The sequence below is a fragment of the Allobosea caraganae genome, from assembly GCF_003351345.1.
GTDB lineage: Bacteria > Pseudomonadota > Alphaproteobacteria > Rhizobiales > Beijerinckiaceae > Allobosea > Allobosea caraganae.
In genome coordinates this window covers 63318-87157 of the sequence record NZ_QQTO01000023.1, presented here as the reverse complement: position 1 = coordinate 87157, position 23840 = coordinate 63318, and the positions used below count along the sequence as shown (strand labels likewise).

Below are 23840 nucleotides of genomic sequence, written 5' to 3'. Positions count from 1 at the left end.
GGCTCAGTTCGGCATGGTCAGGCCGCGCGTCTTCAGCCCGCCAGCAGCGGCTCGATGATCTTGTCGAATTCCGCGATCGAAAGCGCACCTGAACGCTTCTGCCCGTTGATGAAGAAAGTCGGCGTCGAGTCGACGCCAGCCTTGGCCCCACGATCCTTCACGACTGTGACGGCGTCATAGATATCCTGCCGTTTCAAGCAGGCTTCAAATGATTCCTGTGTGAAACCGGCCTGCTTCACCATGGCGGAGAGCGCGTCGACCGGCTTCTCGGTGAAGGCCCAGTTGCGCTGCTGCGAGAACAGCAGGTCGGTCATGGCGTAGTATTTGTCGTTGCCGTTGCAGCGCGCCAGCATGAAGCCGGCCGTCGCCAGCGGATCGAGCGGGAATTCGCGCAGGGTGAAGCGGATCTTGCCGGTGTCGATGTATTTCGACTTCAGCTCCGGCCAGGTGTCCTTGTGGAAGGCGGCGCAATGGCTGCAGGTCATCGAGGCGTATTCGATCACGGTGACCTTGGCGTCGTCCTTGCCGAGCCAGACATCGCCGAGCGGGCCGGCCACCGCGAGGTCGGAGGATTGCGCCTGGGCGGCCTGCGAGCCCAGCATCGCGGCGGCTGCGATCCCGGCCGCGCCGGTGAGAAGCTGTCGCCTGTTCGTCATCGTGCAAGATCCTCAAAGGGTCGAAATGATGGCCGGACCATAGAGGCCATCAGGATTGTGGCAAGATCGCATCGCGGCAAAAGCATGGCTTCTCACGAAGCCGTGTCATCTTGGCCGTGTCATCCCGCCGCCGGTCTTCGCGAGACGGCTTGGCCGAGCCGGGCCAGGGCCGCCCTGAGTTCGGGGTCCTCGATATGGGCGACCTGATGCGCTACGCGGCTGATCGTGGCCGGATCGAGCGGCGCCGGCGCCGGCGCGGGCTTCGGCGCAGGCGCCTCGACCGGCCCCTGCTTCAGCACCAGCTTGCCGACGGCGCGCCAGCCGAGATGCGTGTTGACCCGCTCCAGCACGAGTGGCGCGAGCTGCTGCATTTCCAGTGCGAAGGCGCCCTCGACCCTGACGACCATCACGGCCGGCTCCGACATCTCGCCCGGCGCGGGCCGACGGCGCGGCCAGTCGATCTTGAGCGGTCGCGAGCGCGTGGCAAGCCGCTCGCCGACGATCTCCGGCCAGAACGCGGCGATGGCGCGGCCCGCAAAGCCCTGCGCGGCGAGCGCGGGCGCGAGGCAGTCATCGATCAGATCGGCGAGGGGTTTTGCAGCCATGGGTTATTTTGCGCCGGGGGAGGCGCGGCAGCAAGGCGGATCATGCCGGCTGCTTGCGGGCGCGCCATTCCGCCGCCGTGATTTCCCAGACCTCCGCCAGATGCGGGCCGGAGACGAAGTCATGCATCTTCGTGCCGATCATCCGCATGCCGCTGCTCTCGGAGATGCGGCGCGAGGCAAGGTTGCCCACGGCCTTCGGCGCCTGCAGCACATCGCGTCCCAATTCCCCGAACCAGAAATCGGTGACGGCGGCAGCGGCCTCGCTGACGAGGCCCTTGCCCTGCCATTCCGGAGCGATCCAGAAGCCGCGATTATTGCCGCCGCGCGCCATTAGGCTGATGGCGCCGATCAAAGTTTCAGGCGCGGCCTTCAAGCGCAGGCTCCAGTGCCATTCCGTGCCGTTCGCCATGCCGGGAAGCGCGATGTTGCGCAGGAAGCTTTCCGCCCCATCGGGCGGGTAGGGCCAAGGTATATGGCTGGCGAGGAAGCGCACGATCTCCCATCGTGGGAACGTTGCCTGGATCGCCTGTGCGTCGTCGAGTGTCAGCGGTCGCAGCAGGAGCCGCGGGGTTTCGAGCGTGGGGATGGTGTCTGATCGGGTCGACATAGCCGTTTGCTGCTATAGGCGCGCTTGCCGCAGTGCGCGTGTCATGCGGGTGGAATCTCCCCATGTTGATAGCCAAATCAAAGCCTCGGTTACTAGGGCAATGGTGGCTTGCATCGCGCTTTGCAGTGAACCGCGTGGTTCGGTGCCCAGTTGGGCTTCGGCATGGTGAAGATGCGCCAGCTCCTCCTCGCGGATGCTGTTGATGACGGCGTGGAGACCAGCATCTCGATTCTGCAGAAAATGCAGCTGCTCATCGAGATGGCGATGCACGGTCTTTTCCACTGCCGCCGTGCAAACCCAGATCGCCTGTCGGCCCATCAACGCCGTGAGCAAGCCCAGTAGCGAACCGCCGAGACTCCACAACTGCATGATCCGGCAGGGGCGTGAGCCGCGCTCGGGCATTGCAGCGTAAAACTTGGTGCAGTGGTCGATCTCGTCAGCCAGCATCTGCCGTAGAGCCGGCACCATGTCGGGCCAGAGTCGGCGCGCCACTGCAATCTGCGCCGAGTATATACGGATCGCACCGTATTCCCCGGCATGGTTCACGCGCACGATCCGCTTGATCGTCAGCGCGTCGCGACGCGCGAGGCTCGCCGCCGAGATGGTCATAGGATCACGGAGACTCATTGAAGTTAGCATCTTGCGGCTGGGAAACCGCACGCTAAACCGGGCGCATGAGCCTCGCAACGCGACCGCAAGCGGCCAAGGCGGCCGACCTTCTCGTCTGGTACGACCGCCATCGCCGCGTGCTGCCCTGGCGCGCCCTGCCGGGCGAGCGGCCGGACCCATATCGCGTTTGGGTCTCGGAGATCATGCTGCAGCAGACCACGATCGCGGCGGTGAAGCCCTATTTCGAACGCTTCATGGCACGCTTCCCGACGGTGGAGGCGCTGGCGGCCGCACCCTCGGAGGACGTCATGCAGGCCTGGGCCGGGCTCGGCTACTACTCTCGCGCCCGCAACCTCCACGCCTGCGCCAAGGCGGTCGCCGAACGGCATGGCGGCGTCTTCCCCGATAGCGAGGACGGCCTACGCGAACTGCCCGGTATCGGCGCCTATACGGCGGGTGCCGTCGCCGCGATCGCCTTCGACCGGCCGGCGGCGGCCGTGGACGGCAATGTCGAGCGGGTGATGACGCGGCTCTTCGCCATCGATGAGCCATTGCCCGGCTCCAAGCCACTGATTCGCGAGCAGGTGCTGGCGCTGCTGCCGCATCAGCGTCCCGGCGACTTCGCCCAGGCGCTGATGGATCTCGGTGCGACCATTTGCACGCCGCGCTCGCCCGCTTGCGGGCTCTGCCCCTGGCGCGAGCCCTGCGAGGCGCGGCAAGCTGGCACGCAGGAGACCTATCCGCGCAAACAGCCGAAGAAGACCGGCAAGACCCGCTTCGGCGCGGCCTTTGTCGCCATGCGCGAGGATGGCGCGGTGCTGGTGCGGACGCGTCCGGCCAAGGGCCTGCTCGGTGGCATGGTCGAGGTGCCGACCAGCGAGTGGAGTGCCGACTACGTACTCGACAATGCGCAGGCCGACGCGCCGCTGAAGGCCGCGTGGCGCCGCACGCTCGTGCCGGTGCGCCACGTCTTCACGCATTTCCCGCTGGAGCTGGCGGTCTACGTCGCGAAGGTGCCGATGGCGACGCTGGTGCCCGAAGGCATGCGCTTCACGCCCTTCGCCCGCCTGCGCGAGGAGGCGTTTCCGAACGTGTTCCTGAAGGCGCTGGAAGCTGGGCTGGAGGCGCTCAGGCCGCCGCCATCTGCGCCCTGATCTCGCCGCGCAGCGTGTCGAGCAGCATCAGCCCGTCCTTGCGCTCGACATGCCAGAAGGTCCAGCCATTGCAGGCCGGCAGGCCCTGCGCCAGCGCGCCGACCTTGTGGATCGAGCCTACGGCCGGGCCGAGCGCGAGCGTGCCGTCGGCGCGGATCGTTGCCTTGTGGCGGCGCTTGTCGTCGACGACGCTCTCGCCCGCCTTGACCAGCCCGGCCTCGACCAGGCTCAGGAAGGGCACGCGCGGCTCGCTGCGCTTGGAGGGGGCGGTCGAGAACGCTTCCGGCGGCAATGGTACGATGGCTGCGATGCGCTTGCGCGCCGCTTCGGCATAGATCGTCTCGCGCTCGATGCCGATGAAGTGCCGGCCGAGCGCCTTGGCGACGGCGCCGGTCGTGCCGGTGCCGAAGAACGGGTCGAGGATCACGTCGCCGGGATTGCTGGCCGAGAGCATGACGCGGGCGAGCAGGGCTTCGGGCTTCTGGGTCGGGTGGACCTTGGCGCCGTTGGCGTCCTTCAGCCGTTCCTCTCCGGTGCAAAGCGGAAAATACCAGTCCGAGCGCATCTGCAGGTCGTCATTGCCGCCCTTCAGAGCCTCGTAGTGGAAGGTGTATTTCGAGCTTTCGCCGCGCGCCGCCCAGATCAGCGTCTCATGCGCGTTGGTGAAGCGCCGGCCGCGGAAGTTCGGCATCGGGTTGGCCTTGCGCCAGACGACGTCGTTCAGCATCCAGTAGCCGAGATCCTGCAGGATCGCGCCGACGCGGAAGATGTTGTGATAGGAGCCGATCACCCAGAGCGCGCCATCGGGCTTCAGCACCCGGCGGCAGGCGAGCAGCCAGGCGCGGGTGAAGGCGTCGTAATCGGCGAAGGAGGCGAACTTGTCCCAGTCGTCGTCGACGGCGTCGACGAGGCTGTCGTCGGGCCGGCGCAGGTCGCCGCCGAGCTGGAGGTTATAAGGCGGGTCGGCGAAGACGAGGTCGACGCTCCCAGCCGGGAGCCGCTCGATGGCGGCGATGCAATCGCCGACGAGGACCTGGTCGAGTGGAAGATCGGAGGGAAGGCTGAGAGCCTTCATCCGGGATTCCAGCGCTGGCCGTCCGGTACGCGGAACTTGGATCCGGACGGCGGCGCTGGCGGTCCCGGTACGCAAGATACCCATGACGCCAAGACCGTTACGCAACTTCAACAGTCGCGATCTTGGCTGGGTCAGGGTAAAAGCCGGGTTTCTCGATTGAAAAAAATGCGTCCCGTTTTGGGGCTGCAGTTTTTGCCTAGCACTTTGAGAAAGCTAATAAATTCGTAACGGAAGTTAATGGAATCCATAGGCGCGCGGCGGGACGCGGTTGCTGCGCATGCCGCCTCGCTGCGAGTGCGGGTGGTCGCTCCGGGATCAGTCCGGCAGGTAGATATCCGCCTTCATGAAGGTCACGGCCTTGCCGGAGATCAGGACGCGGTCGCCTGTGAGCTCGCAGAGCAGGTGTCCGCCACGCGCCGAGGCCTGAAATGCCGACAGGCGGTTCCTGCCGAGCTTCCCGGCCCAGTAGGGGACGAGCGTGGCGTGAATCGAGCCGGTCACCGGGTCTTCGGGAATGCCCGCGCCCGGTACGAAGTAGCGCGACACAAAATCATATGTGGCGCTTCGGGCCGTGATGCTCAGCCCGAGCGGAGACAGCTTCGCGATCTTGAGGAGGTCCGGCACGAACTTGCGGACGGCATCCTCGCTCGCCAGTTCGACGAAGATGTTCTCGAAATTGCGAAAAACGCTCAATGGCGGATTCGGGAAGATATCGGCTATCGCCGCGGGCAATTCGTCCATCGGCTCCGGGGCGAAGCCCGGCAGGTCGAGGCGATAGCCGCCGTCGCTCCGGGAGACGCGCAACTCGCCGACGCGAGTCAGGAAGATCATCTCGCTGGTGATTCCATGGGCGGTGGCAAGCGTATGCGCCGTCGCCAGGGTCGCGTGGCCGCAGAAATCGACCTCATGGACCGGCGTGAACCAGCGCAGGTCCCAGCCCGCCCCGTTCGGGCGTGCGAAGGCGGTCTCGGCCAGATTGTTCTCGCCGGCGATGGCTTGCATCGTCGCGTCGGGCAGCCAGTCGTCGAGGATGAGCACCGCTGCGGGGTTCCCGCCGAACACCGTGTCCGCGAACGCATCCACCTGATGCATGGTCAGCGTCGCCATTCCCGTCCTCCAAGCAAGATGTCCGATCGCCGATCCGGAGCCATGCTATCGCGACCAGCGCCCTTTGACGGGAGCGAAGGAGTAGCGGTGCTCGGGGCAAGGGCCGTGCGCGTGCAGCGCCTTCCGGTGCCGGTCGGTGCCGTAGCCGACATGGGCCTCGAAGCCGTAGGCGGGATAGCGCGCCGCCAGCCGCGCCATCATCCGGTCGCGCGTCACCTTGGCGATGATCGAGGCGGCGGCGATCGAGGCGATGCTGCCATCGCCCTGGATGATGGCGTCGCAGGCGCAATGCAGCGCCGGCGGGTCATTGCCGTCGACCAGCACATGCGCCGGCGTCACCGGCAGCGCCGCGACCGCCCGCCTCATCGCGAGCAAGGTCGCCTGCCGGATGTTGATCGCATCGATCTCCTGCGCCGTCGCGCTGGCGATGCCGATCGCGAGCGCGCTCGCCGTTATCAGCTCGAACAGCGCCTCGCGCTGGGCGAGGCTGAGCAACTTCGAATCGGCCAGTCCAGCCGGCACCGAGTCGGGATCGAGGATGACGGCGGCAGCCACGACCGGCCCGGCCAGCGGCCCGCGGCCGACCTCGTCGACCCCGGCCAGCGGCCAGAGCCCATTGGCGATCGCATGCGTCTCGCGGCTGAAATCGGCGAACATGCCAAGCCATATGCCAGATCGGCGGCACGCGGTCTCGCAGGAAGCGGCGCGCTGTCCACAGGCTCGGCTCTCACCCACGCCCACAACCGTCATTGCGAGGAGCGCAGCGACGAAGCAATCCAGGGGCCGTCGAGCGAGACCCCTGGATTGCTTCGCTGCGCTCGCAATGACGGGGGAGGCTCGTGCGACTTATCAAACAGCGTTTCAGAACAGGCTGAGCTGCGCCTTCTCCTTCTCCGGCTTCACGAACAGGTCGCTGCGCAGTCGCAGGCGCGTCGCGTTGAAGCCGAGCCGCTCGGCCGCCATCTCGAAACGCCGCCCGATCATCCAGGCATAGGGGCCGGAGCCGACCTGGCGCTGACCCCAGGCCGAATCATAATCCTTGCCGCCGCGCGTCGAGCGGATCAGCGAGACGACATGGCGCAGCTTGTCGGGATGGTGGGTGAGCAGCCAGTCCTGCACCAGGTCCTTCACCTCGAGCGGCAGCCGCAGCAGCACGTAGCCGGCCCCGCGCGCGCCGGCATCCTTGGCGGCGTCGAGGATGCGCTCGATCTCCTGCTCGTTGATCGCCGGGATGATCGGTGCGACCAGCACGGTCACCGGGATGCCGGCCTCCGAGAGCCTGCGGATCGTCTCCAGCCGCTTGGCCGGCGAGGCGGCGCGCGGCTCCATGCCGCGCGCCAGCTTCGGATCGAGCGTCGTCAGCGAGATCGCGACCTTGGCCAGCCCCTGCGCCGCCATCGGCGCGAGGATGTCGATGTCGCGCTGGACCAGCGCCGATTTGGTGACGATCCCGACCGGGTGGTTGAACCTGGCCAGCACCTCCAGGATCGAGCGCATGATCCTGAGCTTGCGCTCGATCGGCTGATAGGGGTCGGTATTGGTGCCGATCGCGATGGTGCGTGGCGTATAGGAGGCGGCGGACAGCTCCTTTTCGAGCAGCAGCGCCGCGTCGGGCTTGGCCGTCAGCTTGCTCTCGAAGTCGAGCCCGGGCGAGAGGCCGAGATAGGCATGGCTTGGCCGTGCGAAGCAGTAGACGCAGCCATGCTCGCAGCCGCGATAGGGGTTGATCGAGCGGTCGAACGAGATATCCGGGGAATCATTCCTCGTGATGATGGTGCGCGGCTTCTCGATCGCGATCTCGGTCTTGAACGGCGGCAATTCGCCGAGCGAGCCCCAGCCGTCATCCTCCTCGATGCGCTGCTCCGCCTCGTAGCGCCCGCCGGGGTTGATCGTGGCGCCGCGCCCGCGCCGCCGCTCCGGATCGATCTGGCTGCCGATATGGCTGTAGGGCTCCACCGGCGCGACGCGCGCGGAGACCGAGAGCGGCTCGCTCTCGCGCCGCTTCAGTGGCTGGGCGGCGACGGGCCGCGAAGAGGGTCTGGCCTGGCGCATGGCGCTGAACCGGTCCTGGCAAAGGTGGAATCGAAGATTTCCTATCCCTGAATGTGAACATAAAGGGAACAAAAAGCAAGTGACAGGATTGCGACATGTTGCGCTGCGCCATAAGCATTTGCGCATGCTCACTGCCGTGATCAGGGCCGACGGCCCAGCCAGCGCGCTCGCCGCGACCTTTGCGGTACTCATTCCAGCCGTCGCCGACGGATTCCTGGGCCACGCGGTCGTGGTCGATCCAGGTGGGAAGGGCGAGATCGAGCGCCTCGCCGACGTCACCGGCGCGAGCTACCTGCGCGCCGGAGCGGCCGAGGGCTGGCATCTCGGCGCGGCGCAGGCGCGCGGCGACTGGTTGCTGCTGCTGTCCGCCGGCGACATCCCGCAGCTCAACTGGATCCAGGCGGTCGAGCGCCACCTGATGCTGACCGCGGATGTGGCGGCCTTGATGCCGTTGCGGGGCGTCGCTGCATCCCTGCGCGAGCGCGCCGCGCTGTCTTTCGGCCCGCGCCGGCTGCGCGCGGGGCTGATCGCGCCCAAGAGCCTGATCCTGGCTGGACGGCTCAACGCCGCGCCGCGGCGGCTTCCCGTGCGCCGGGAGCGCGCCGAGCTTTAAAGCTGATTCGTCTGGAAGGTATTGCAGCTCTGCAGCGAGCCGGTGCGGAAGCCGGTCGTGAACCAGCGCGTGCGTTGCGCCGAAGAGCCGTGCGTGAAGGAATCCGGCACCGCGACGCCCTGCGAGGCCTGCTGGAGCCGGTCGTCGCCGATCGCTGCGGCAGTCTTCATCGCCTCGTCGATGTCGCCCTGATCGATGCGGCCCATCGACTGGATGTTATTGGCCCAGACGCCGGCGAAGCAGTCGGCCTGCAACTCGACGCGCACCGAGAGCGCGTTCGCGTCGCGCTCCGAGCTGCGCTCGCGCAGCTGGTTCACCTTGGGCAGGATGCCGAGCAGGTTCTGGATGTGGTGGCCGACCTCGTGGCCGATGACATAGGCATAGGCGAAGTCGCCGCCGCCGCCGAGCTTGCGCTGCATCTCCTGGAAGAAGGAGAGGTCGAGATAGACCTTCTTGTCCTCCGGGCAATAGAACGGCCCCATCGCCGCCTGGGCGGTGCCGCAGCCGGAGCGGTCGACGCGGGTGAAGAGCACGAGCCGTGGCGGCTCGTAGCGCTTGTTGGCCTGCTGGGGCAGGACCTTGGTCCAGACGTCCTCGTTCTGCGCCAGCACGGCCGAGACGAAGCGGCCCATCTGATCCTGCGGCGGGCCCGAGGCGGGGCGGCTCTCCTGCGTCGGCGCGCTGCTGCGGCCGACGCCGAGCATCTCGGCGCCGCCGATCAGGATGCGCGGGTCGATGCCGAGCGCCCAGCCGACGAGGCCGAGCACCACCATCGTGCCGATGCCGACACCGCCGCGGCCGCCGGGCACGCCCGCGAAGCCGCCGCCACCGTTGCGCCGGTCCTCGAGGTTCTCGGACTGACGATAATCTTCCCACTGCATGGCAAAGCCCCCGGCCTAGTCCCGGCAATCTCATAGAGTGAGGCCCGAAACTCAAGCCATTCGTCAACCCGGCAAGGAGCGCGCCGTTCCCGCGGCCTAGTGATACCCGCTATCGGCCCGCACCTTGCCCCGGAAGGTCCAGTACACGAAGGCGGTGTAGAACAGGATCATCGGCAGCAGGAAGCTGACCCCGATCAGCACGAAGATATGCGAGGAGGGCGCCGCCGCGACGTCCCAGATCGTCAGCTTCGGCGGCACCAGATAAGGGTAGTTCGAGATCGCCAGCCCGAGGAAGCAGAGCAGGAAGATGCCGATCGTGAAGGCGAAGGGCGTGAACTCGTGCGGGCCGTTGAGCCGTTTCCAGACCATGTAGCCGCAAAACGCCGTCAGCAGCGGGAAGGGCCAGAGCAGGATCAGGTTGGACGGCGTGAACCAGCGCTCGGCGATGCGCGGATGCGCGAACGGCGTCCAGATCGAGACGATCACGGCGAAGACCATCAGGCCGATCAGCAGCTTCTTGGCCTGGCGCCTGGCCCGCTCGGCCACTGGCCCCTCGGTCTTGAACACCAGCCAGGTCGCGCCGAGCAGCGCGTAGCCGCAGACGACGCCGACGCCGCACATCAGGGTGAAGGGCGTCAGCCAGTCGAACGGGCCGCCGGCGAACTGGCCGCCCTCCGCCTTGATGCCCTCGATCATCCCGCCCAGCACCAGCCCCTGCGCGAAGGCGGCGATGGTCGATCCCAACCAGAAGGCGAGGTCCCATTTCGCGTGGTGCGGCTTGGCCACCCAGCGGAACTCGAAGGCGACGCCGCGGAAGATCAGCGCCAGCAGCATCAGGATGATCGGGATGTAGAAGGCCGGCATGATGATGGCGTAGGCGTCGGGGAAGGCGACCCAGAGCCCGCCGCCGCCGAGCACCAGCCAGGTCTCGTTGCCGTCCCAGAACGGCGCGACCGAGTTCATCATCTGGTCGCGCTCGCCCTCGTCCTTCGTCGTCGGGAACAGGATGGCGATGCCGAGGTCGAAGCCGTCGAGTACCACGTACAGCATCACGGCGGTGCCGATCAGCACGGCCCAGATCACCGGGAGATACCATTCCATTTGCTCTCTCCCCTCAGATCGCCGGCTGGATCTTGTCGTCGCCGGGACTGCCGTCGCCGAACAGCGCCGAGGCCTCGCCCTGCACCGCCTTGAGCGACCGCTTCGACGGCTGCTCCGGCGGGTCCTTGGTCATGGTCTGGTCCGGCCCCTTGTCGATCAGGCGGTTGATCAGCAGGATCCCGGCCGTGAACACCACCGAGTAGACGCAGAAGAACAGGGCGAGCGAGATCGCCACTTGTAGCGTCGTCACCGGCGAGACGGCGTCGACCGAGCGGATCACGCCGGTCGCGAGCCAGGGCTGCCGGCCGACCTCGGTGACGAACCAGCCCGACAGGATCGCGGTGAAGCCGAGCGGCCAGGTATATTGCGCCAGCCAGAGCCAGCGCCGCTCTTCGAAGACCTTGCCGCGATACCACAGCCAGGCGCCGACCCAGCCGAAGGCGATCATCAGCAGGCCGATGCCGACCATCAGCCGGAAGGCGAAGAACGGGATCTTCACCGGCGGCCGGTCCCGCGGCGCGAAATCGTTCAGGCCCTTGAACAGCGCGTCCATGCTGCCATGGGTGACGAGGCTGGCGAGGCCCGGGATCGAGATCTCGAAGCGGTTGATCCCGGCCTCCTCATCCGGCCAGGCGAAGAGCACGAGCGCGCCCGGCTTGGACGAATCCCAATGCGCCTCGATCGCGGCGAGCTTGGCCGGCTGGTACTTGGCCGTGTCCCGGCCGTGGAAGTCGCCGATGACGGCCTGGGTCGGGGCGGTGATCGCGATCATCAGGATCGCCATCCGCACCATCGTCTTGGCCGATTCGACGTTCTTGCCGGCGACGAGGTGGCGCGCCCCGGTCGCGAGCACGACGAAGGCCGTGGTCAGGTAGGCCGCCGTCATCATGTGCATGAAGCGCAGTGGGAAGGTCGGGTTGAAGACGATCTGCACCCAGTCGACCGGGTAGGCGATGCCGTTGCGCATTTCGTGCCCGGCCGGGAACTGCATCCAGCTATTGGCCGAAAGGATCCAGAAGCCCGACAGGGCCGTGCCGCCGGCGACGATGAAGGCCGAGAGGCAATGCAGCCAGGGCGGCACCCGCTTCCAGCCGAACAGCATGACGCCGAGGAACGAGGCTTCGAGGAAGAAGGCGGTCAGCACCTCGTAGCCGATCAGCGGGCCGATGACGTTGCCGACCGCGCTCGAGAAGCGGCTCCAGTTCGTGCCGAACTGGTAGGACAGCACGATGCCGGAGACCACGCCCATCGCGAAGGAGACGGCGAAGATCTTGGTCCAGAACCGGGCCAGCAGATGGAACTTGTCGTCGCCCGTCTTGATCCAGAGCCCGAGCAGCGTCGCGATATAGGCCGACAGCCCGATGGTGAAGGCCGGGAAGACGATGTGGAAGGAGATGGTGAAGGCGAACTGGATACGTGAGAGCAGAAACGCGTCTATCGTCATGCCAACCCCCGTTGCCACGGTCGAAATCCGATGTGCCTCGACCCTAGAATGACCTCGTCACGTCTATGTGAAACGCCCCGGCGCCGCTGCGGTCACGGCGTCGCGGCGTCATGGTGTCACGTCCAGCGCCGCCTTCAGCGCGCGCAGGTCGCGCCAGGCCAGGCGCTTCTGCAGCGGCTGGCGCAGCAGGTAGGCCGGGTGCAGCGTCGCGATGGCGCGGATGCGGCGCGTGCCGGTGTCGTAGTCCAGCCACTTGCCGCGCGAGGCGAGGATGCCGGAGAGGCCGAGCAGGCCCTGCGCCGATGGCCCGCCGATGGAGACCAGGATGTCGGGGTCGGCCAGCTCGATCTGGCGCTGGATGAAGGGCAGGCAGATCGCGACCTCCTGCGGCGTCGGCGTGCGGTTGCCGGGTGGCCGCCAGGGCAGGAGGTTGGCGATGTAGACATGCTCTTTCCGGTTGAGGCCGATCGCGGCCAGCATGCGGTCGAGCAATTGCCCGGAGCGGCCGACGAAGGGCAGGCCGACGCGGTCCTCGTCCGCGCCCGGCGCCTCGCCGACCATCATGATGCGGCCTTCGGGATTGCCGTCGGAGAAGACCAGGTTCTTGGCCGTCGCCTTGAGCGCGCAGCCCTCGAAGCGGGAGAGCGCCTCCCTCAACTCGTCCAGCGTCTTCGCCTCCCGCGCCAGCGCGCGGGCGCTCAGCGTCGCCTCGTCTGGCGGCGTGCCCGCGGCGGCATTGGGGCGAATGGCGGGAGCCGGGACCGCGCGAAGCAGGGCGGGCTTGTGGACCGGGCGGGCCTGGACCGGCTGCGGCTCCGCGAAATGGTTGTGCGGCATCTCGTCCAGCGCCTCGGTCACGCCCATTTCGGCGTACCAGGCAATCAGCTCGGCAGGATCGGGCGCGAGGTCGAGGTTCATCATGCGTAAGCTTACATGGCCGCGGCCGCTTTCGCGAGTGGGGAGATCGGCCGTCCGGTCCGAACCTGCGGCGCCCCAGCGCCGATCCCCGGTTGCAAATCGGAACGGCGCCTTCGATAGAAGGTTTCCAGTCTGAAAGCCTCGGGCGCTTGATGCGGCGCGCGAGATAGTTCATATATAAACTATTATAGTCGAGCCCGGTGGGGCGGTGCGTGGAGGGCAGCATGGATCTCGAGGAAGCGCAGAGCACCCCGCGCGAGAGCATGGACTATGACGTCGTCATCGTCGGTGCCGGCCCGGCCGGCCTCGCCGCTGCCATCCGCCTGAAGCAGCTCGACGAGAACATCTCCGTCGTCGTCGTCGAGAAGGGCGCCGAGATCGGCGCTCACATCCTCTCGGGCGCGGTGATCGACCCGATCGGCCTCGACAAGCTCCTGCCCGACTGGCGCGAGGACGAGGCCCGCCCGCTGCACACGCAGGTCACCGAGGATGTCTTCTACTTCCTGACCGAGCCCAACGGCGTGCGCCTGCCCAATTTCGGCATGCCCGGCCTGATGAATAATCATGGCAATTTCGTCGGCTCGCTCGGCCTCGTCGCGAAATACCTTGCCGCCCACGCCGAGGCGCTCGGCGTCGAGATCTATCCCGGCTTCGCCGCCGCCGAACTGCTCTTCAACGAGGATGGCTCGGTCGCCGGCATCGCCACCGGCGACATGGGCATCGCCAAGGACGGCACGGTCTCCGACCGCTTCACCCGCGGCATGGAGCTGCGTGGCCGCTACACCCTGCTCGGCGAGGGCGCGCGCGGCTCGCTCTCCAAGATCGCGATCAAGCGCTTCGAACTCGACAAGGACCGCGAGCCGCAGAAATACGGCATCGGCCTCAAGGAGATCTGGCAGGTCAAGCCGGAGAAGTTCCAGAAGGGGCGGGTGCAGCACTCCTTCGGCTGGCCGCTCGACGCCTCCACCGGCGGCGGCTCCTTCCTCTACCATTTCGACGACAACCTGGTCACGGTCGGCTTCGTCGTCCATCTCAACTACGAGAACCCGACGCTCTCGCCCTTCGACGAGTTCCAGCGCTTCAAGACCCATCCGCTGATTCGCGACGTGTTCGAGGGCGCCAAGCGCCTCTCCTATGGCTCGCGCGCCATCACCGAGGGCGGCTGGCAATCGGTGCCGAAGCTGACCTTCCCGGGCGGGGCGCTGATCGGCTGCGCCGCCGGCTTCGTCAACGTTCCCCGCATCAAGGGCAGCCACAACGCCATCCTGTCGGGCATGCAGGCGGCCGAGCATCTCGTCCCGGCATTGGCCGCCGGCCGCTCGCATGACGAGGTTGTCGAGATCGAGAACGGCTGGCGCTCCTCCGAGATCGGCCGCGACCTCAAGCCTGTCCGCAACGTCAAGCCGCTCTGGTCGAAATACGGCACCTTCGGCGGCATCCTGCTCGGCGGCATCGACATGTGGCTGAACCAGCTCTTCGGCTGGTCGCCCTTCGGCACGCTGAAGCACGGCAAGCCCGACTACGCCACGCTGAAGCCGCTCGCCGAGGTCAGGCCGATCGTCTACCCGAAGCCGGACGGCAAGCTCTCCTTCGACAAGCTCTCATCGGTCTTCCTGTCCTCGACCAACCACGAGGAAGACCAGCCGGCGCATCTGAAGCTGACCGACCCCTCGATCCCGATCGCGAAGAACCTGCCGCTCTACGGCGAGCCTGCCAGGCTCTACTGCCCGGCCGGCGTCTACGAAGTCGTCTACAAGGATGCGGAGGCGAAGACCGAGCCGCGCTTCGTGATCAACGCGCAGAACTGCGTGCACTGCAAGACTTGCGACATCAAGGACCCGGCCCAGAACATCACCTGGACGGTGCCCGAGGGTGGTGGCGGCCCCGGCTACTCGAACATGTGATCGGACATCCAAACGAAAAAGGCCGCGCCAAATCCTGGCGCGGCCTTTTGTTCGTTGCCGAAAGCGGTTCAGCCCTTGCGGACGACCTTCGGAGCCGGCTTCTCTTCGGTGGTGGCGCAACCGGCGACGAGGCCGGAAAGCAACATGACGGCGGCAAGCGAGAGGGCGAGCTTCTTCATTTGAATAATCCTGAACGAATCGTCGCGACAAATGCGAGCGAAAAGACATTAGCGGCGAATGCTTGCGAATTAGTAGTGTTCGGGGCGGCGAATTCGTAGCTGAGGCGGCGCTTTTGCCCGATTGTTGCAGTGCTGCTACGCATCGGCGCGACCCGGCCTGGCCCGCTTGCCCGTGCGCCTGGAAAGGGCCATCTTGGGCGCATATGCGAAATGGTCGCAGTTTCGCCAAACGAATGGCTAGTCCTGGGGCGTGAATCGCTTCGTTCCAGGTCGTCTCGGGCGGTAGTGAATCTGGCTTCAATCAGCATGTTCGACCACGATCGGGCGGAACGCCGCATTCCCCCTTTGCCGATAATGGTCTAGCGAGGCGACGGACCCGAGGAGATTGCCAGTCGTGACGTTTCGGATGAACGGCCGTGGCCGCAGTGGGACATTGGCCCTGGCGCTGCTGATCGCGCTCAATGTCGGCGCCGCGGCGCAGGCCACGACGACTCGCACCACCGAGCCGCTGGAGCCCGCCGACAGCCTGGAAGGCAACTACCTCGCGGCGATCGTCGCCGGCGCCGGGCGCGACCTTGGCGCGGCCTCGACCTATTTGCGCGAGGCGATCAAGGGCGATCCGCAGAATAACGACCTGCTCGAGCGCGGCTTCGTCGCCTTCCTCGCCGACGGCTCGATGAACGACGCCTTCCGCTCCGCCGAGAAGCTGATCCAGCGCGATCCTTCGAACGGCCTCGCCCAGCTCGCGATCGGCATCCGCGCCATCAAGCAGAAGAGCTATGCGACCGCGCGCACCCATTTGCAGCGCGGTGGCCGCGGCCGCTCGGCCGACATCACCGCGACCTTGCTCTCCGCCTGGTCCTATGCCGGCTCCGGCCAGACCAACCGCGCGCTTGAGGCGCTCGACCGGCTCAAGGGCGAAGCCTCCTACAACCTCTTCCGCGACTACCATGCCGGGCTGATCCTCGACATGGCCGGCCGCAAGCCCGATGCCGAGAAGCGGCTCAAGTCGGCCTACGACGCCGAGAAGACGACGCTTCGCCTCGTCGACCTCTGGGCCCGCTTCCAGGCGCGCAACGGCGATTTCGACGGCGCCGCCGCGACCTATGGCGGCTTCGACCGGCTGCTGCCGAACCATCCGATCGTCCGCGACGGGCTCGCCCGCGTCGCCGCCAAGGAGCCGCTCGCCCGCACGGTCGCGACGCCGCAGCAGGGCGCGGCCGAGGTGCTCTACGGCCTCGCCAGCGCCGGCAACCGCCAGGGCGACGAGGCGGCGGCGCTGCTCTACCTGCGCTTCGCCCTCTACCTCGACCCCAACCATGACCTCGCCGTGCTGACGCTCGGCGACATCCTGGAGCGCGGCAAGCAGCTCGAGGATGCGGTCGCGGTCTATAAGACCATGCCGGCGAACTCGCCGCTGCGCCCCAATGCCGAGATTCAGGCCGGCCTCGCGCTTGAGGCGCTCGGCAAGTCGGACGAGGCGGTGAAGCATCTCGAAGGGCTGATCGCCGCCAAGCCCGACGATGTCGACGCGCTCTCGGCGCTCGGCAATGTCTACCGCTCGCGCAAGCGCTTCACCGAGGCGGCCGAGGCCTATGACAAGGCCATCGCCAAGATCGGCGCGCCCGGCCGCGCCAACTGGGACCTGTTCTATTTCCGCGGCATCGCCCGCGAGCGCATCAAGCGCTGGGCCGAGGGCGAGGACGATCTGCGCAAGGCGCTGGAGCTGATGCCGGAGGCGCTCGGCCGCGAGCGCGCGCTGGTGCTGAACTATCTCGGCTATTCGCTGGTCGATCAGCACCTCAAGCTCGACGAGGCCCTCGGCATGCTGCGCCGCGCCACCGAGCTGCGCCCGCGCGACGGCTACATCATCGATTCGCTCGGCTGGGCCTATTACCGGCTCGGCCGCTACGAGGAGGCGGTGCGCGAGCTCGAGCGCGCCATGGAGCTGCGCCCCTCCGACCCGGTGATCAACGACCATCTCGGCGACGTCTACTGGCGCGTCGGCCGCAAGCTGGAGGCGACCTTCCAGTGGAACTCGGCCCGCGACCTCAGCCCCGAGCCCGAGGACCTGGTCAAGATCAAGAAGAAGATCGAGAGCGGGCTGGAAGAGCCGCCCTCCGCCAACGCTGCCGATCCGAAGAAGGATGGCGGTTGAGCCGTCCCGGCTGGTGGGTGTCGCCCGGCACCCTCACGACCCACGCCCCGGCCAAGATCAACCTGACCCTGCGGGTCACGGGGCGGCGGGTTGACGGCTATCATGAGCTGGAAAGCCTCGTCGCCTTCGCCGGCGTCGGAGACAGGCTCGCCCTGCTGCCGGATGCGCCGCTCGGACTGACGCTCTCCGGCCCGCGCAGCGCTGGTCTTACGATCGGCTCCGACAACCTCGTCCTGCGCGCCGCCAACGCCCTGCAGGAGCGTGTGCCCGGCTTGCGGCTCGGCGCCTTCCATCTCGTCAAGAACCTGCCGGTCGCTTCCGGCATTGGCGGCGGCTCGACTGACGCGGCGGCGGCGTTGCGCCTGCTCGCGCGGTTGAACGGATTGCGGCTGGACGACCTAGCCCTGCGCGACGCCGCGCGCGTGACGGGAGCCGACGTGCCGGTCTGCGTCGAGGCGCGCGCCCGCGTGATGAGCGGCGTTGGCGAGGTGCTGGGGTCGGCGCTGTCGCTGCCGCGCCTGTTCGCGGTTCTGGTCAATCCCGGCGTGCCGGTCGAGACGGCGGCGGTGTTCCGCCAGCTGGGGCTCGGCAAGGGCGAGGCGCATCCAGCCGCGACGCAGCCATTCGCATCCTCCAGTAGCACCTCCGCGGCTGACCTGATCGCCAACCTCGCACGCGCCGCCAATGACCTTGAGCCACCTGCGCTTGGCGTGGCCCCGGTCCTCGAAAGCCTTCTAGCCCGGCTCCACCACCTGCCGGATTGCCGGCTGGCGCGGATGTCGGGCTCCGGCGCGACCTGCTTCGCCCTGTTCGACGATTGTCGAAAGAGCGCCCGCGCCGCCCGCATCCTCTCGCGCGAGCAGCCCGGCTGGTGGGTCAAGCCGACCGTGCTGCGCTAGGCGCGGCGGCGGTCTCAGCCGCCGAGGGCCATGTCAGGTCGGGCCGTGATCGGGGGGAGGACAACCTCCGTGCGGCCCCGATAGGCGAGCAGCGTCGCCACCAGCCCGCAGGCGCCGGCGAACATCAGCCAGAGCCCGGCCACCGCGCGGTTGCCGGTCATCTCGATCAGGAAGGTACTGATCGCGGGCGTGAAGCCGCCGAACAGGGCGGTCGCAAGACTGTAGGCGACCGAGAACCCGGTGGTGCGCAGCTCCGCCGGCACGATCTCCGTCAGCGCCACCACCATCGCCCCGTTATAGCTGCCATAGAGGAACGAGAGCCAGAGCTCGACCTCGAGCAGCCGCGCGAAGGACGGGGCCGCGACCAGCCAGGACAGCGCCGGATAGGCGCTGACCACCATCAGGGCGGTGAAGGTCAGCATCAGCGGCTTGCGGCCGATCCGGTCCGACAGCGCGCCCATCACCGGCAGCCAGAACAGGTTGGACAGGCCGACGCACAGCGTCACCAGCAGGCTGTCGAGGCTGGAGAGCTTCAGCACCTCCTTGCCGAAGGTCGGCGTGTAGGCGGTGATGAAGTAGAACGAGACCGTCGTCATCGTCACCAGCAGCATGCCGATGATGACCACCTGCCAGTTCTGCGCCAGCGTGCGCAGGATCTGGCGCGGCGTCGGATGGCCCGCGCTCTTCTGGCGCGCTAGGAAATCCTCGGTCTCCTCCAGCGAGCGGCGCAGCAGGAAGATCAGCGGCACGATCAGACAGCCGATCAGGAAGGGGATGCGCCAGCCCCAGTCCAGCATCGCTTCGGGCGGCAGGATCGAGCTCAGCCAGACGCCGAGCAGCGCGACGACGATCACCGCCACCTGCTGGCTGCCGGACTGCCAGCTCACATAGAAGCCCTTGTTGCCGGGCGTGGCGATCTCGGAGAGGTAGACCGAGACGCCGCCGAGCTCGACGCCGGCGGAGAAGCCCTGGATCAGCCGGCCGATCACGACGATGATCGGTGCCATGAGGCCGATCGAGGCATAGGTCGGCACGAGCGCGACCGTCAACGTTCCCACGGCCATCAGGAAGAGCGTGAGCAGCAGGCCCTTGCGGCGGCCGTGATGGTCGATATAGGCGCCGAGCACGATCGCCCCGAGGGGCCGCATCAGGAAGCCGGCGCCAAACGTCATCAGCGCCGACATGAGCTGCGCGAACTCGCTGCCTGTCGGGAAGAACGCCTTGCCGATCGCGACGGCGTAATAGCCGAACACGAAGAAATCGTACATTTCGAGGAAATTGCCGCTCGACACGCGAAAAACGGATGAGATCTGCGAGCGGCGATCGTGTGCTTGCGTCATGGCGCGCCCTCCGGCGTCTTATCGGTATGGCCCCGCTTCATTGCGAAGCGGGGAGGGATGCCGCCGGCTTTGCCCGCATGGCGCGAGGAAAAAAGGCGCCAGCCATTCCGACGAGATGATTTGGGCCGATTTGACGGAGGCCGGGTAATGTCCCCGCGATAGAAGTCACGACCGCGCGATGTCGGCTTCATGGGTTTCGTTGCCAACGCCGGCGACGTCCTACGGCGTTTGCCGGTAAGGCGGGCCATCGAGGCGACGATGGGCGAATTGCCGCTGGCGCTGGGTTAGGATCTCCGCGGAGCGGAGATGAGCGGGCTTAGTGCGCCCGCGCCACGCAGAAATCGACGGCGTCGTTGAGCGCCTGCTTCATCGGCGAGGCCGGGTAGAGGCCGAGCGCGTCCTTGGCCATCTTGGCGTAGTGCTGGGCCCGCTCGATCGTGTCGTCGAGCGCGCGGTGGCGGCGCATGATCGCCCGCGCCTCCTCGAGGTCGCCCTCGCCGATCTCGCCCGCCTGCAAGGTCCGGCGCCAGAAGGCGCGCTCGTCCTCGGTGCCGCGGCGGAAGGAGAGCACCACCGGCAAGGTGATCTTGCCCTCGCGAAAATCGTCGCCGGTGTTCTTGCCGAGCTTGGCGGCGACGCCGCCGTAATCCAGCGCGTCGTCGATCAGCTGGAAGGCGATGCCGAGGTTGAGCCCGTAGCTGCGGCAGGCGGCGGCATTGGCCTTGCTCGCCTCGGCGATCACCGGGCCGACCTCGCAGGCGGCGGCGAAGAGCTCGGCCGTCTTGCCGCGGATCACGGCGAGGTACTCGTCCTCGGTCGTCTCGGTGTTCTTGGCGACGGAGAGCTGCAGCACCTCGCCCTCGGCGATCACGGCGGCTGCGGTCGAGAGGATATCCAGCGCGCGCAGCGAGCCGACCTCGACCATCATCTTGAAGGCCTGGCCGAGCAGGAAGTCGCCGACCAGCACGCTCGCCTCGTTGCCCCAGAGCATGCGGGCGGCGAGCTTGCCGCGGCGCATGTCGCTCTCGTCGACGACGTCGTCATGCAGCAGCGTCGCCGTGTGCATGAACTCGACCGAGGCCGCGAGCTTGACGTGGCCCTCGCCGCGATAGCCGTTCAGCGCCGCCGTCGCCAGCGTCAGCATCGGCCTGAGACGCTTGCCGCCCGACGAGATCAGGTGGTTGGCGACCTCGGGGATCATCGTCACGTCGGAGCCGGTGCGCGACAGGATCATCGCGTTGACGCGTTCCATGTCGGCGCGCGTCAGGCCGACGAGCCCGTCGATGCTGGCCTGTCCGGCTTCCTTGTCCTCGAACGGTACGACGACGCCCACGCTTCTGCTCCGGCCGGTGCTGCGCTGCGATGCGCGTTATGCCCTTGCCATAACCGTCGCATGGGTGGCCAGCCCCCGCAATTGCACTTTGACGCCGCACCTGCCTCCTTTCGCGCAATCAAGGGCTTGCGCCCCTGCCCATGCTTCGTCTCCATGACAAGATGCATGAGCTGCTTCGCACCAACGACCTCGTCCTGCTTGGCGCCATCGAGGCGCTGCTGACCTCGGCCGATCTCGATTGCCTGATCACCGATCAGCACATGAGCGCGCTCGAAGGCATGACCGGCGCCTTCCAGCGCCGCCTGCTGGTGCGCGAGGCGGATCGCATGCGGGCTCGCGCATTGTTGATCGAGGCCGGTTTCGGCGGCGAGCTGCGCGATGGCTGAGGCAGGCGGGCTCGGCGAGATCGCCGAGGACAGGCTGCTCGACGGCCGGCTCAAGCTGCACCAGCCGAAGAAGGGCCATCGCGCCGGCAGCGACGCGGTCCTGCTCGCGGCGGCGTTACCGGCGGCGTTCCCCGGAGCCCTGGTCGATTTCGGCGCGGGCGTCGGCACGGTCGGCCTTGCCGCCGCCCTCCTGCGCCCGGATCTGCTGGTGACCCTGGTCGAGCGCGATCCCGATCTGGCCGCGCTCGCTGCCGGGAATGTCGCGCTGAACGGCTTGAGCGGACGGGTCGAGGTCGTGGCGGCCGATGTCGCCGCGCTGGCTGAGGCGAGGCTCGCCCCGGCGAGCTTCGGCTGCGTCGCGATGAACCCGCCCTTCTTCTCGGCGGACGAGGCAAAGCCATCGCCGGTCGCGAATCGCCGGGCGGCCCATGTCGCCGATCAGCCGCTCGCGCTCTGGCTCAAGGCGGCGCGCCGGCTGCTGAAGCCTGGCGGGCATGTCGCGATCATCCATCGGGCCGAGGCGCTGGCAGACATCCTGGCCGGGCTCGCGACAGGCTTCGGCGGCGTCGCCATCCGCCCGGTTCATGCAGCCGCGGACAAGCCGGCCATCCGCGTCGTCGTCACGGCCGAACTCGGCAGCCGGAGGCCGTTGGCGCTCCTGCCCGGCTTCGTCTTGAACGGGCCGGATGGCCGCTTCACCGAACTCAGCGAAGCAGTCCATCGCGGCAGGGCGGCGCTGCCTGGTGGCTAGTCAGTAGCAGACGCGCCGCGGTCCCACGACCCAGCCCCAGCCATCCCAATAGCGGCCTGGGCGGACGACGCAGCGCGAACCCCAATAGGGCGCGCCATAGCCATAATAGGCTCGCCGATAGCCGCCATAGTAGGGCCTGCCGTAGTAGCCTCCGCCCCAGCGTGGGCCATAGCCGAAATAGGCCGGGCGGTAGCCGAAGCCGTAGGCCGGGCCGAAGCCGAAATACTGGGCCGAGGCAGGCGTGGCGGTCAGCGCGATGCCACCGAGCGTGGCAGCCGCCGCAGCGCCGAGAAGCAGTTTGCGAAACATGACGCATCTCCCCTCATGTGCATGGCGGCTGGAACGATGTCGCAGCATTCGGGCGCCGCCAAGGCGAGGAGATTGGGCCGGAAAAACTGAACGGCGCGAAACCGCGCCGTTCAGCAAATCTTCAGGCGATGCGTAGCTGCGTGCCGCGATCAGCGGCAGACGCGCACCGGGCGGATGACCCAGCGGTAGCCGTTCCAGACGCGGCGATCGGTGACGAAGCAGCGCGGACGGTAGACCGGGCGGCCATAGCCGTAATGGGGGCGATAGCCATAGTGGCGGCGCGGGCCGTAATACTGCGCCTGCTGGAGCAGGTCGCCGCCGGCCTGGGCCTGGGTCGCCTGGAGCGGGCCGGCGCTGACGGGAGCAGCCGATGCGGGGGCGACGGTGAAGGCGGCAAGGCCGAGGCTGAGCGCGCCGAACAGGGCGGCGACAGGGCGTGACGAGAGCATGGGCGAAACTCCTAACGATGCCGCCGGTCCGTCTCCAACGTTCGCCCCCGAACGCCGCGGACTGCACGGTTGAGGCAGACACTAGTGCGTCGATCCTGAATGAAACCTGTCCGCGCCGGGTGGGCTGACGTTCAGGGAGACGCGCCCGCGCTTGACCTCTGCTGCCGCAGACCCAGCGCGCTTTCCGTTCGGCTGTTCCAGCCGAACGAGCAGAATTCGCGCCGGACTAGAGCTTGGAGCATGTCCTTATCGCAAAAGTGGATTCCACTTTTGCGGGACATGCTCTAAGCACGCCGCAAACTTCAGGAAATTTGGAAGGCTCCAGCTCTTGGCCGCCGCTTCGCTCTCCGACTCGATGAATCCGACCCGCTCGTTCCAGGGCTTGCTGCTGACCTTGCAGCGCTTCTGGGCCGAACGTGGCTGCGTCATTCTCCAGCCCTACGACATGGAGGTCGGCGCCGGCACCTTCCACCCGGCGACGACCCTGCGCGCGCTTGGGCCGAAGCCCTGGAAGGCCGCCTATGTCCAGCCCTCGCGCCGGCCCAAGGACGGCCGCTACGGCGAGAACCCGAACCGGCTGCAGCACTACTACCAGTTCCAGGTCATCCTGAAGCCGTCGCCGCCGGACCTGCAGCAGCTCTACCTCGACTCGCTCAGGGCGATCGGCGTCGACCTCGCCCTGCACGACGTCCGCTTCGTCGAGGATGACTGGGAGAGCCCGACGCTCGGCGCCTGGGGCCTCGGCTGGGAATGCTGGTGCGACGGCATGGAGGTCAGCCAGTTCACCTATTTCCAGCAGGTCGCCGGCGTCGAATGCGCGCCTGTGGCGGGTGAGCTGACCTACGGACTCGAGCGCCTCGCCATGTACGTCCAGGGCGTCGAGAACGTCTACGACCTCAACTTCAACGGGCTCGAGGGCGAGGACCGCATCAGCTACGGCGACGTCTTCCTCCAGGCCGAGCAGGAATTCTCGCGCCATAATTTCGAGCACGCCAACACCGAGATCCTGTTCCGCCACTTCAGCGACGCCGAGGCCGAGTGCAAGGCGCTGCTGGCGGCCGGTGAGTCCGCCAATGGCAGCAACGACCTCAGCCACAAGCTGGCGCTGCCCGCCTATGACCAGTGCATCAAGGCGAGCCACGTCTTCAACCTGCTCGATGCGCGCGGCGTGATCTCGGTCACCGAGCGCCAGAGCTACATCCTGCGCGTCCGCGAACTCGCCAAGGCCTGCGGTGCCGCCTGGCTGAAGACGGCGGGCGGGGGAGCGGTGTGATACCTGACTTCAATCTGTGATGCCTAGATTATACAAA

The 23840-nt window shown here is 67.3% G+C and carries 24 protein-coding genes; 8 read left to right on the top strand and 16 right to left on the bottom strand.

Translation table 11 applies throughout. The features are described from left to right. Positions 1-32: 32 nt before the first annotated feature. From DWF00_RS19225 to DWF00_RS19210, 4 genes are all read right to left on the bottom strand, one after another. Positions 33-656: a DsbA family protein gene (locus DWF00_RS19225; RefSeq protein WP_114830236.1), complete on the bottom strand. Its 624-nt coding sequence runs from the start codon at positions 654-656 to the stop codon at positions 33-35. A gap of 119 nt (positions 657-775) precedes the next feature. Next, complete coding sequence (locus DWF00_RS19220; RefSeq protein WP_114830235.1) at positions 776-1261, bottom strand: DUF721 domain-containing protein; 486 nt, start codon at positions 1259-1261, stop codon at positions 776-778. Positions 1262-1301: 40 nt separating this feature from the next. Continuing rightward, positions 1302-1868, bottom strand: a complete 567-nt coding sequence (locus DWF00_RS19215) for a GNAT family N-acetyltransferase (RefSeq protein ID WP_114830234.1) — start codon at positions 1866-1868, stop codon at positions 1302-1304. Between the two features lie 12 nt (positions 1869-1880). After that, positions 1881-2477: a demethoxyubiquinone hydroxylase family protein gene (locus DWF00_RS19210; RefSeq protein ID WP_114830233.1), complete on the bottom strand. Its 597-nt coding sequence runs from the start codon at positions 2475-2477 to the stop codon at positions 1881-1883. 65 nt (positions 2478-2542) lie between these two features. On the opposite strand from DWF00_RS19210, the gene mutY reads away from it, so the two are divergent. Continuing rightward, complete coding sequence (gene mutY / locus DWF00_RS19205; RefSeq protein ID WP_114830232.1) at positions 2543-3631, top strand: A/G-specific adenine glycosylase; 1089 nt, start codon at positions 2543-2545, stop codon at positions 3629-3631. Here mutY and DWF00_RS19200 read toward each other — a convergent pair. The 4 genes from DWF00_RS19200 to DWF00_RS19185 all read right to left on the bottom strand — a co-directional run bounded on the left by DWF00_RS19200 (position 3606) and on the right by DWF00_RS19185 (position 7865). Continuing rightward, on the bottom strand, positions 3606-4790 hold the full coding sequence (locus tag DWF00_RS19200; protein ID WP_114830231.1) for a site-specific DNA-methyltransferase: 1185 nt from the start codon (positions 4788-4790) through the stop codon (positions 3606-3608). The genes mutY and DWF00_RS19200 overlap by 26 nt on opposite strands. Before the next feature lie 231 nt (positions 4791-5021). Next, positions 5022-5813, bottom strand: coding sequence for a PhzF family phenazine biosynthesis protein (locus tag DWF00_RS19195; protein WP_245974089.1), 792 nt, complete (start codon positions 5811-5813; stop codon positions 5022-5024). 45 nt (positions 5814-5858) lie between these two features. Continuing rightward, positions 5859-6470 (bottom strand): ribonuclease HII, encoded by a 612-nt coding sequence (rnhB, locus tag DWF00_RS19190; RefSeq protein ID WP_114830230.1) that lies wholly within the window; start codon positions 6468-6470, stop codon positions 5859-5861. 204 nt (positions 6471-6674) lie between these two features. Next, the gene (locus DWF00_RS19185) at positions 6675-7865 is read right to left on the bottom strand and encodes a PA0069 family radical SAM protein (RefSeq protein ID WP_114830229.1); all 1191 of its coding nucleotides are present in this window, start codon (positions 7863-7865) and stop codon (positions 6675-6677) included. A 124-nt stretch (positions 7866-7989) separates the two neighbouring features. On the opposite strand from DWF00_RS19185, the gene DWF00_RS19180 reads away from it, so the two are divergent. Beyond that, complete coding sequence (locus DWF00_RS19180; RefSeq protein ID WP_114830228.1) at positions 7990-8478, top strand: glycosyltransferase family A protein; 489 nt, start codon at positions 7990-7992, stop codon at positions 8476-8478. On the opposite strand, the gene ypfJ is transcribed toward DWF00_RS19180, so the two are convergent. The 4 genes from ypfJ to DWF00_RS19160 form a co-directional block, all read right to left on the bottom strand. Further along, on the bottom strand, positions 8475-9359 hold the full coding sequence (gene ypfJ / locus DWF00_RS19175) for a KPN_02809 family neutral zinc metallopeptidase (RefSeq protein ID WP_114830227.1): 885 nt from the start codon (positions 9357-9359) through the stop codon (positions 8475-8477). The genes DWF00_RS19180 and ypfJ overlap by 4 nt on opposite strands. A gap of 96 nt (positions 9360-9455) precedes the next feature. Next, complete coding sequence (cydB, locus tag DWF00_RS19170; RefSeq protein WP_114830226.1) at positions 9456-10460, bottom strand: cytochrome d ubiquinol oxidase subunit II; 1005 nt, start codon at positions 10458-10460, stop codon at positions 9456-9458. Positions 10461-10473: 13 nt separating this feature from the next. Then, positions 10474-11904: a cytochrome ubiquinol oxidase subunit I gene (locus DWF00_RS19165; protein ID WP_114830225.1), complete on the bottom strand. Its 1431-nt coding sequence runs from the start codon at positions 11902-11904 to the stop codon at positions 10474-10476. Between the two features lie 108 nt (positions 11905-12012). Next, positions 12013-12822 (bottom strand): uracil-DNA glycosylase, encoded by an 810-nt coding sequence (locus tag DWF00_RS19160; RefSeq protein ID WP_114830424.1) that lies wholly within the window; start codon positions 12820-12822, stop codon positions 12013-12015. A gap of 224 nt (positions 12823-13046) precedes the next feature. Between DWF00_RS19160 and DWF00_RS19155 the strand changes: the two genes are divergently transcribed. The 3 genes from DWF00_RS19155 (at position 13047) to DWF00_RS19145 (ending at position 17962) form a co-directional block, all read left to right on the top strand. Next, positions 13047-14726: an electron transfer flavoprotein-ubiquinone oxidoreductase gene (locus tag DWF00_RS19155; RefSeq protein ID WP_245974087.1), complete on the top strand. Its 1680-nt coding sequence runs from the start codon at positions 13047-13049 to the stop codon at positions 14724-14726. Between the two features lie 573 nt (positions 14727-15299). Next, complete coding sequence (locus DWF00_RS19150) at positions 15300-17063, top strand: tetratricopeptide repeat protein (protein WP_245974084.1); 1764 nt, start codon at positions 15300-15302, stop codon at positions 17061-17063. After that, complete coding sequence (locus DWF00_RS19145) at positions 17060-17962, top strand: 4-(cytidine 5'-diphospho)-2-C-methyl-D-erythritol kinase (protein WP_245974083.1); 903 nt, start codon at positions 17060-17062, stop codon at positions 17960-17962. Before DWF00_RS19150 ends, DWF00_RS19145 begins: the two co-directional genes overlap by 4 nt. A 14-nt stretch (positions 17963-17976) precedes the next feature. On the opposite strand, the gene tcuC is transcribed toward DWF00_RS19145, so the two are convergent. Together tcuC and DWF00_RS19135 are read right to left on the bottom strand one after the other, a co-directional pair. Continuing rightward, entirely contained in the window at positions 17977-19302 is a 1326-nt protein-coding gene (tcuC, locus tag DWF00_RS19140) for an MFS transporter (RefSeq protein WP_114830222.1), read from the bottom strand. A 316-nt stretch (positions 19303-19618) separates the two neighbouring features. Beyond that, positions 19619-20635: a polyprenyl synthetase family protein gene (locus DWF00_RS19135; protein WP_114830221.1), complete on the bottom strand. Its 1017-nt coding sequence runs from the start codon at positions 20633-20635 to the stop codon at positions 19619-19621. A 140-nt stretch (positions 20636-20775) separates the two neighbouring features. On the opposite strand from DWF00_RS19135, the gene DWF00_RS19130 reads away from it, so the two are divergent. Further along, entirely contained in the window at positions 20776-21021 is a 246-nt protein-coding gene (locus DWF00_RS19130) for a putative signal transducing protein (RefSeq protein WP_425453143.1), read from the top strand. Next, the gene (locus DWF00_RS19125; RefSeq protein ID WP_114830220.1) at positions 21014-21772 is read left to right on the top strand and encodes a tRNA1(Val) (adenine(37)-N6)-methyltransferase; all 759 of its coding nucleotides are present in this window, start codon (positions 21014-21016) and stop codon (positions 21770-21772) included. The genes DWF00_RS19130 and DWF00_RS19125 overlap by 8 nt, the downstream gene beginning before the upstream one ends. Here DWF00_RS19125 and DWF00_RS19120 read toward each other — a convergent pair whose 3' ends face one another. Both DWF00_RS19120 and DWF00_RS19115 read right to left on the bottom strand, forming a co-directional pair. Beyond that, on the bottom strand, positions 21773-22081 hold the full coding sequence (locus tag DWF00_RS19120; protein WP_114830219.1) for a hypothetical protein: 309 nt from the start codon (positions 22079-22081) through the stop codon (positions 21773-21775). Between the two features lie 149 nt (positions 22082-22230). Further along, positions 22231-22530 carry a hypothetical protein gene (locus DWF00_RS19115; RefSeq protein WP_181832725.1) on the bottom strand — a complete coding sequence of 100 codons (300 nt, stop codon included), beginning with the start codon at positions 22528-22530 and terminating at the stop codon, positions 22231-22233. Between the two features lie 355 nt (positions 22531-22885). Here DWF00_RS19115 and DWF00_RS19110 point away from each other — a divergent pair, with 355 nt between their 5' ends. Beyond that, positions 22886-23803, top strand: a complete 918-nt coding sequence (locus tag DWF00_RS19110) for a glycine--tRNA ligase subunit alpha (protein WP_114830421.1) — start codon at positions 22886-22888, stop codon at positions 23801-23803. Positions 23804-23840 lie beyond the last annotated feature (37 nt).

Coding starts and splice junctions, on each gene's coding strand:
- DWF00_RS19225 (WP_114830236.1), bottom strand. CDS start 656: ATGACGAACAGGCGACAGCTTCTCACCGGCGCGGCCGGGATCGCAGCC.
- DWF00_RS19220 (WP_114830235.1), bottom strand. CDS start 1,261: ATGGCTGCAAAACCCCTCGCCGATCTGATCGATGACTGCCTCGCGCCC.
- DWF00_RS19215 (WP_114830234.1), bottom strand. CDS start 1,868: ATGTCGACCCGATCAGACACCATCCCCACGCTCGAAACCCCGCGGCTC.
- DWF00_RS19210 (WP_114830233.1), bottom strand. CDS start 2,477: ATGACCATCTCGGCGGCGAGCCTCGCGCGTCGCGACGCGCTGACGATC.
- mutY (WP_114830232.1), top strand. CDS start 2,543: ATGAGCCTCGCAACGCGACCGCAAGCGGCCAAGGCGGCCGACCTTCTC.
- DWF00_RS19200 (WP_114830231.1), bottom strand. CDS start 4,790: ATGGGTATCTTGCGTACCGGGACCGCCAGCGCCGCCGTCCGGATCCAA.
- DWF00_RS19195 (WP_245974089.1), bottom strand. CDS start 5,813: ATGGCGACGCTGACCATGCATCAGGTGGATGCGTTCGCGGACACGGTG.
- rnhB (WP_114830230.1), bottom strand. CDS start 6,470: ATGTTCGCCGATTTCAGCCGCGAGACGCATGCGATCGCCAATGGGCTC.
- DWF00_RS19185 (WP_114830229.1), bottom strand. CDS start 7,865: ATGCGCCAGGCCAGACCCTCTTCGCGGCCCGTCGCCGCCCAGCCACTG.
- DWF00_RS19180 (WP_114830228.1), top strand. CDS start 7,990: ATGCTCACTGCCGTGATCAGGGCCGACGGCCCAGCCAGCGCGCTCGCC.
- ypfJ (WP_114830227.1), bottom strand. CDS start 9,359: ATGCAGTGGGAAGATTATCGTCAGTCCGAGAACCTCGAGGACCGGCGC.
- cydB (WP_114830226.1), bottom strand. CDS start 10,460: ATGGAATGGTATCTCCCGGTGATCTGGGCCGTGCTGATCGGCACCGCC.
- DWF00_RS19165 (WP_114830225.1), bottom strand. CDS start 11,904: ATGACGATAGACGCGTTTCTGCTCTCACGTATCCAGTTCGCCTTCACC.
- DWF00_RS19160 (WP_114830424.1), bottom strand. CDS start 12,822: ATGAACCTCGACCTCGCGCCCGATCCTGCCGAGCTGATTGCCTGGTAC.
- DWF00_RS19155 (WP_245974087.1), top strand. CDS start 13,047: ATGGATCTCGAGGAAGCGCAGAGCACCCCGCGCGAGAGCATGGACTAT.
- tcuC (WP_114830222.1), bottom strand. CDS start 19,302: ATGACGCAAGCACACGATCGCCGCTCGCAGATCTCATCCGTTTTTCGC.
- DWF00_RS19130 (WP_425453143.1), top strand. CDS start 20,776: ATGCTTCGTCTCCATGACAAGATGCATGAGCTGCTTCGCACCAACGAC.
- DWF00_RS19125 (WP_114830220.1), top strand. CDS start 21,014: ATGGCTGAGGCAGGCGGGCTCGGCGAGATCGCCGAGGACAGGCTGCTC.
- DWF00_RS19120 (WP_114830219.1), bottom strand. CDS start 22,081: ATGTTTCGCAAACTGCTTCTCGGCGCTGCGGCGGCTGCCACGCTCGGT.
- DWF00_RS19115 (WP_181832725.1), bottom strand. CDS start 22,530: ATGCTCTCGTCACGCCCTGTCGCCGCCCTGTTCGGCGCGCTCAGCCTC.
- DWF00_RS19110 (WP_114830421.1), top strand. CDS start 22,886: ATGAATCCGACCCGCTCGTTCCAGGGCTTGCTGCTGACCTTGCAGCGC.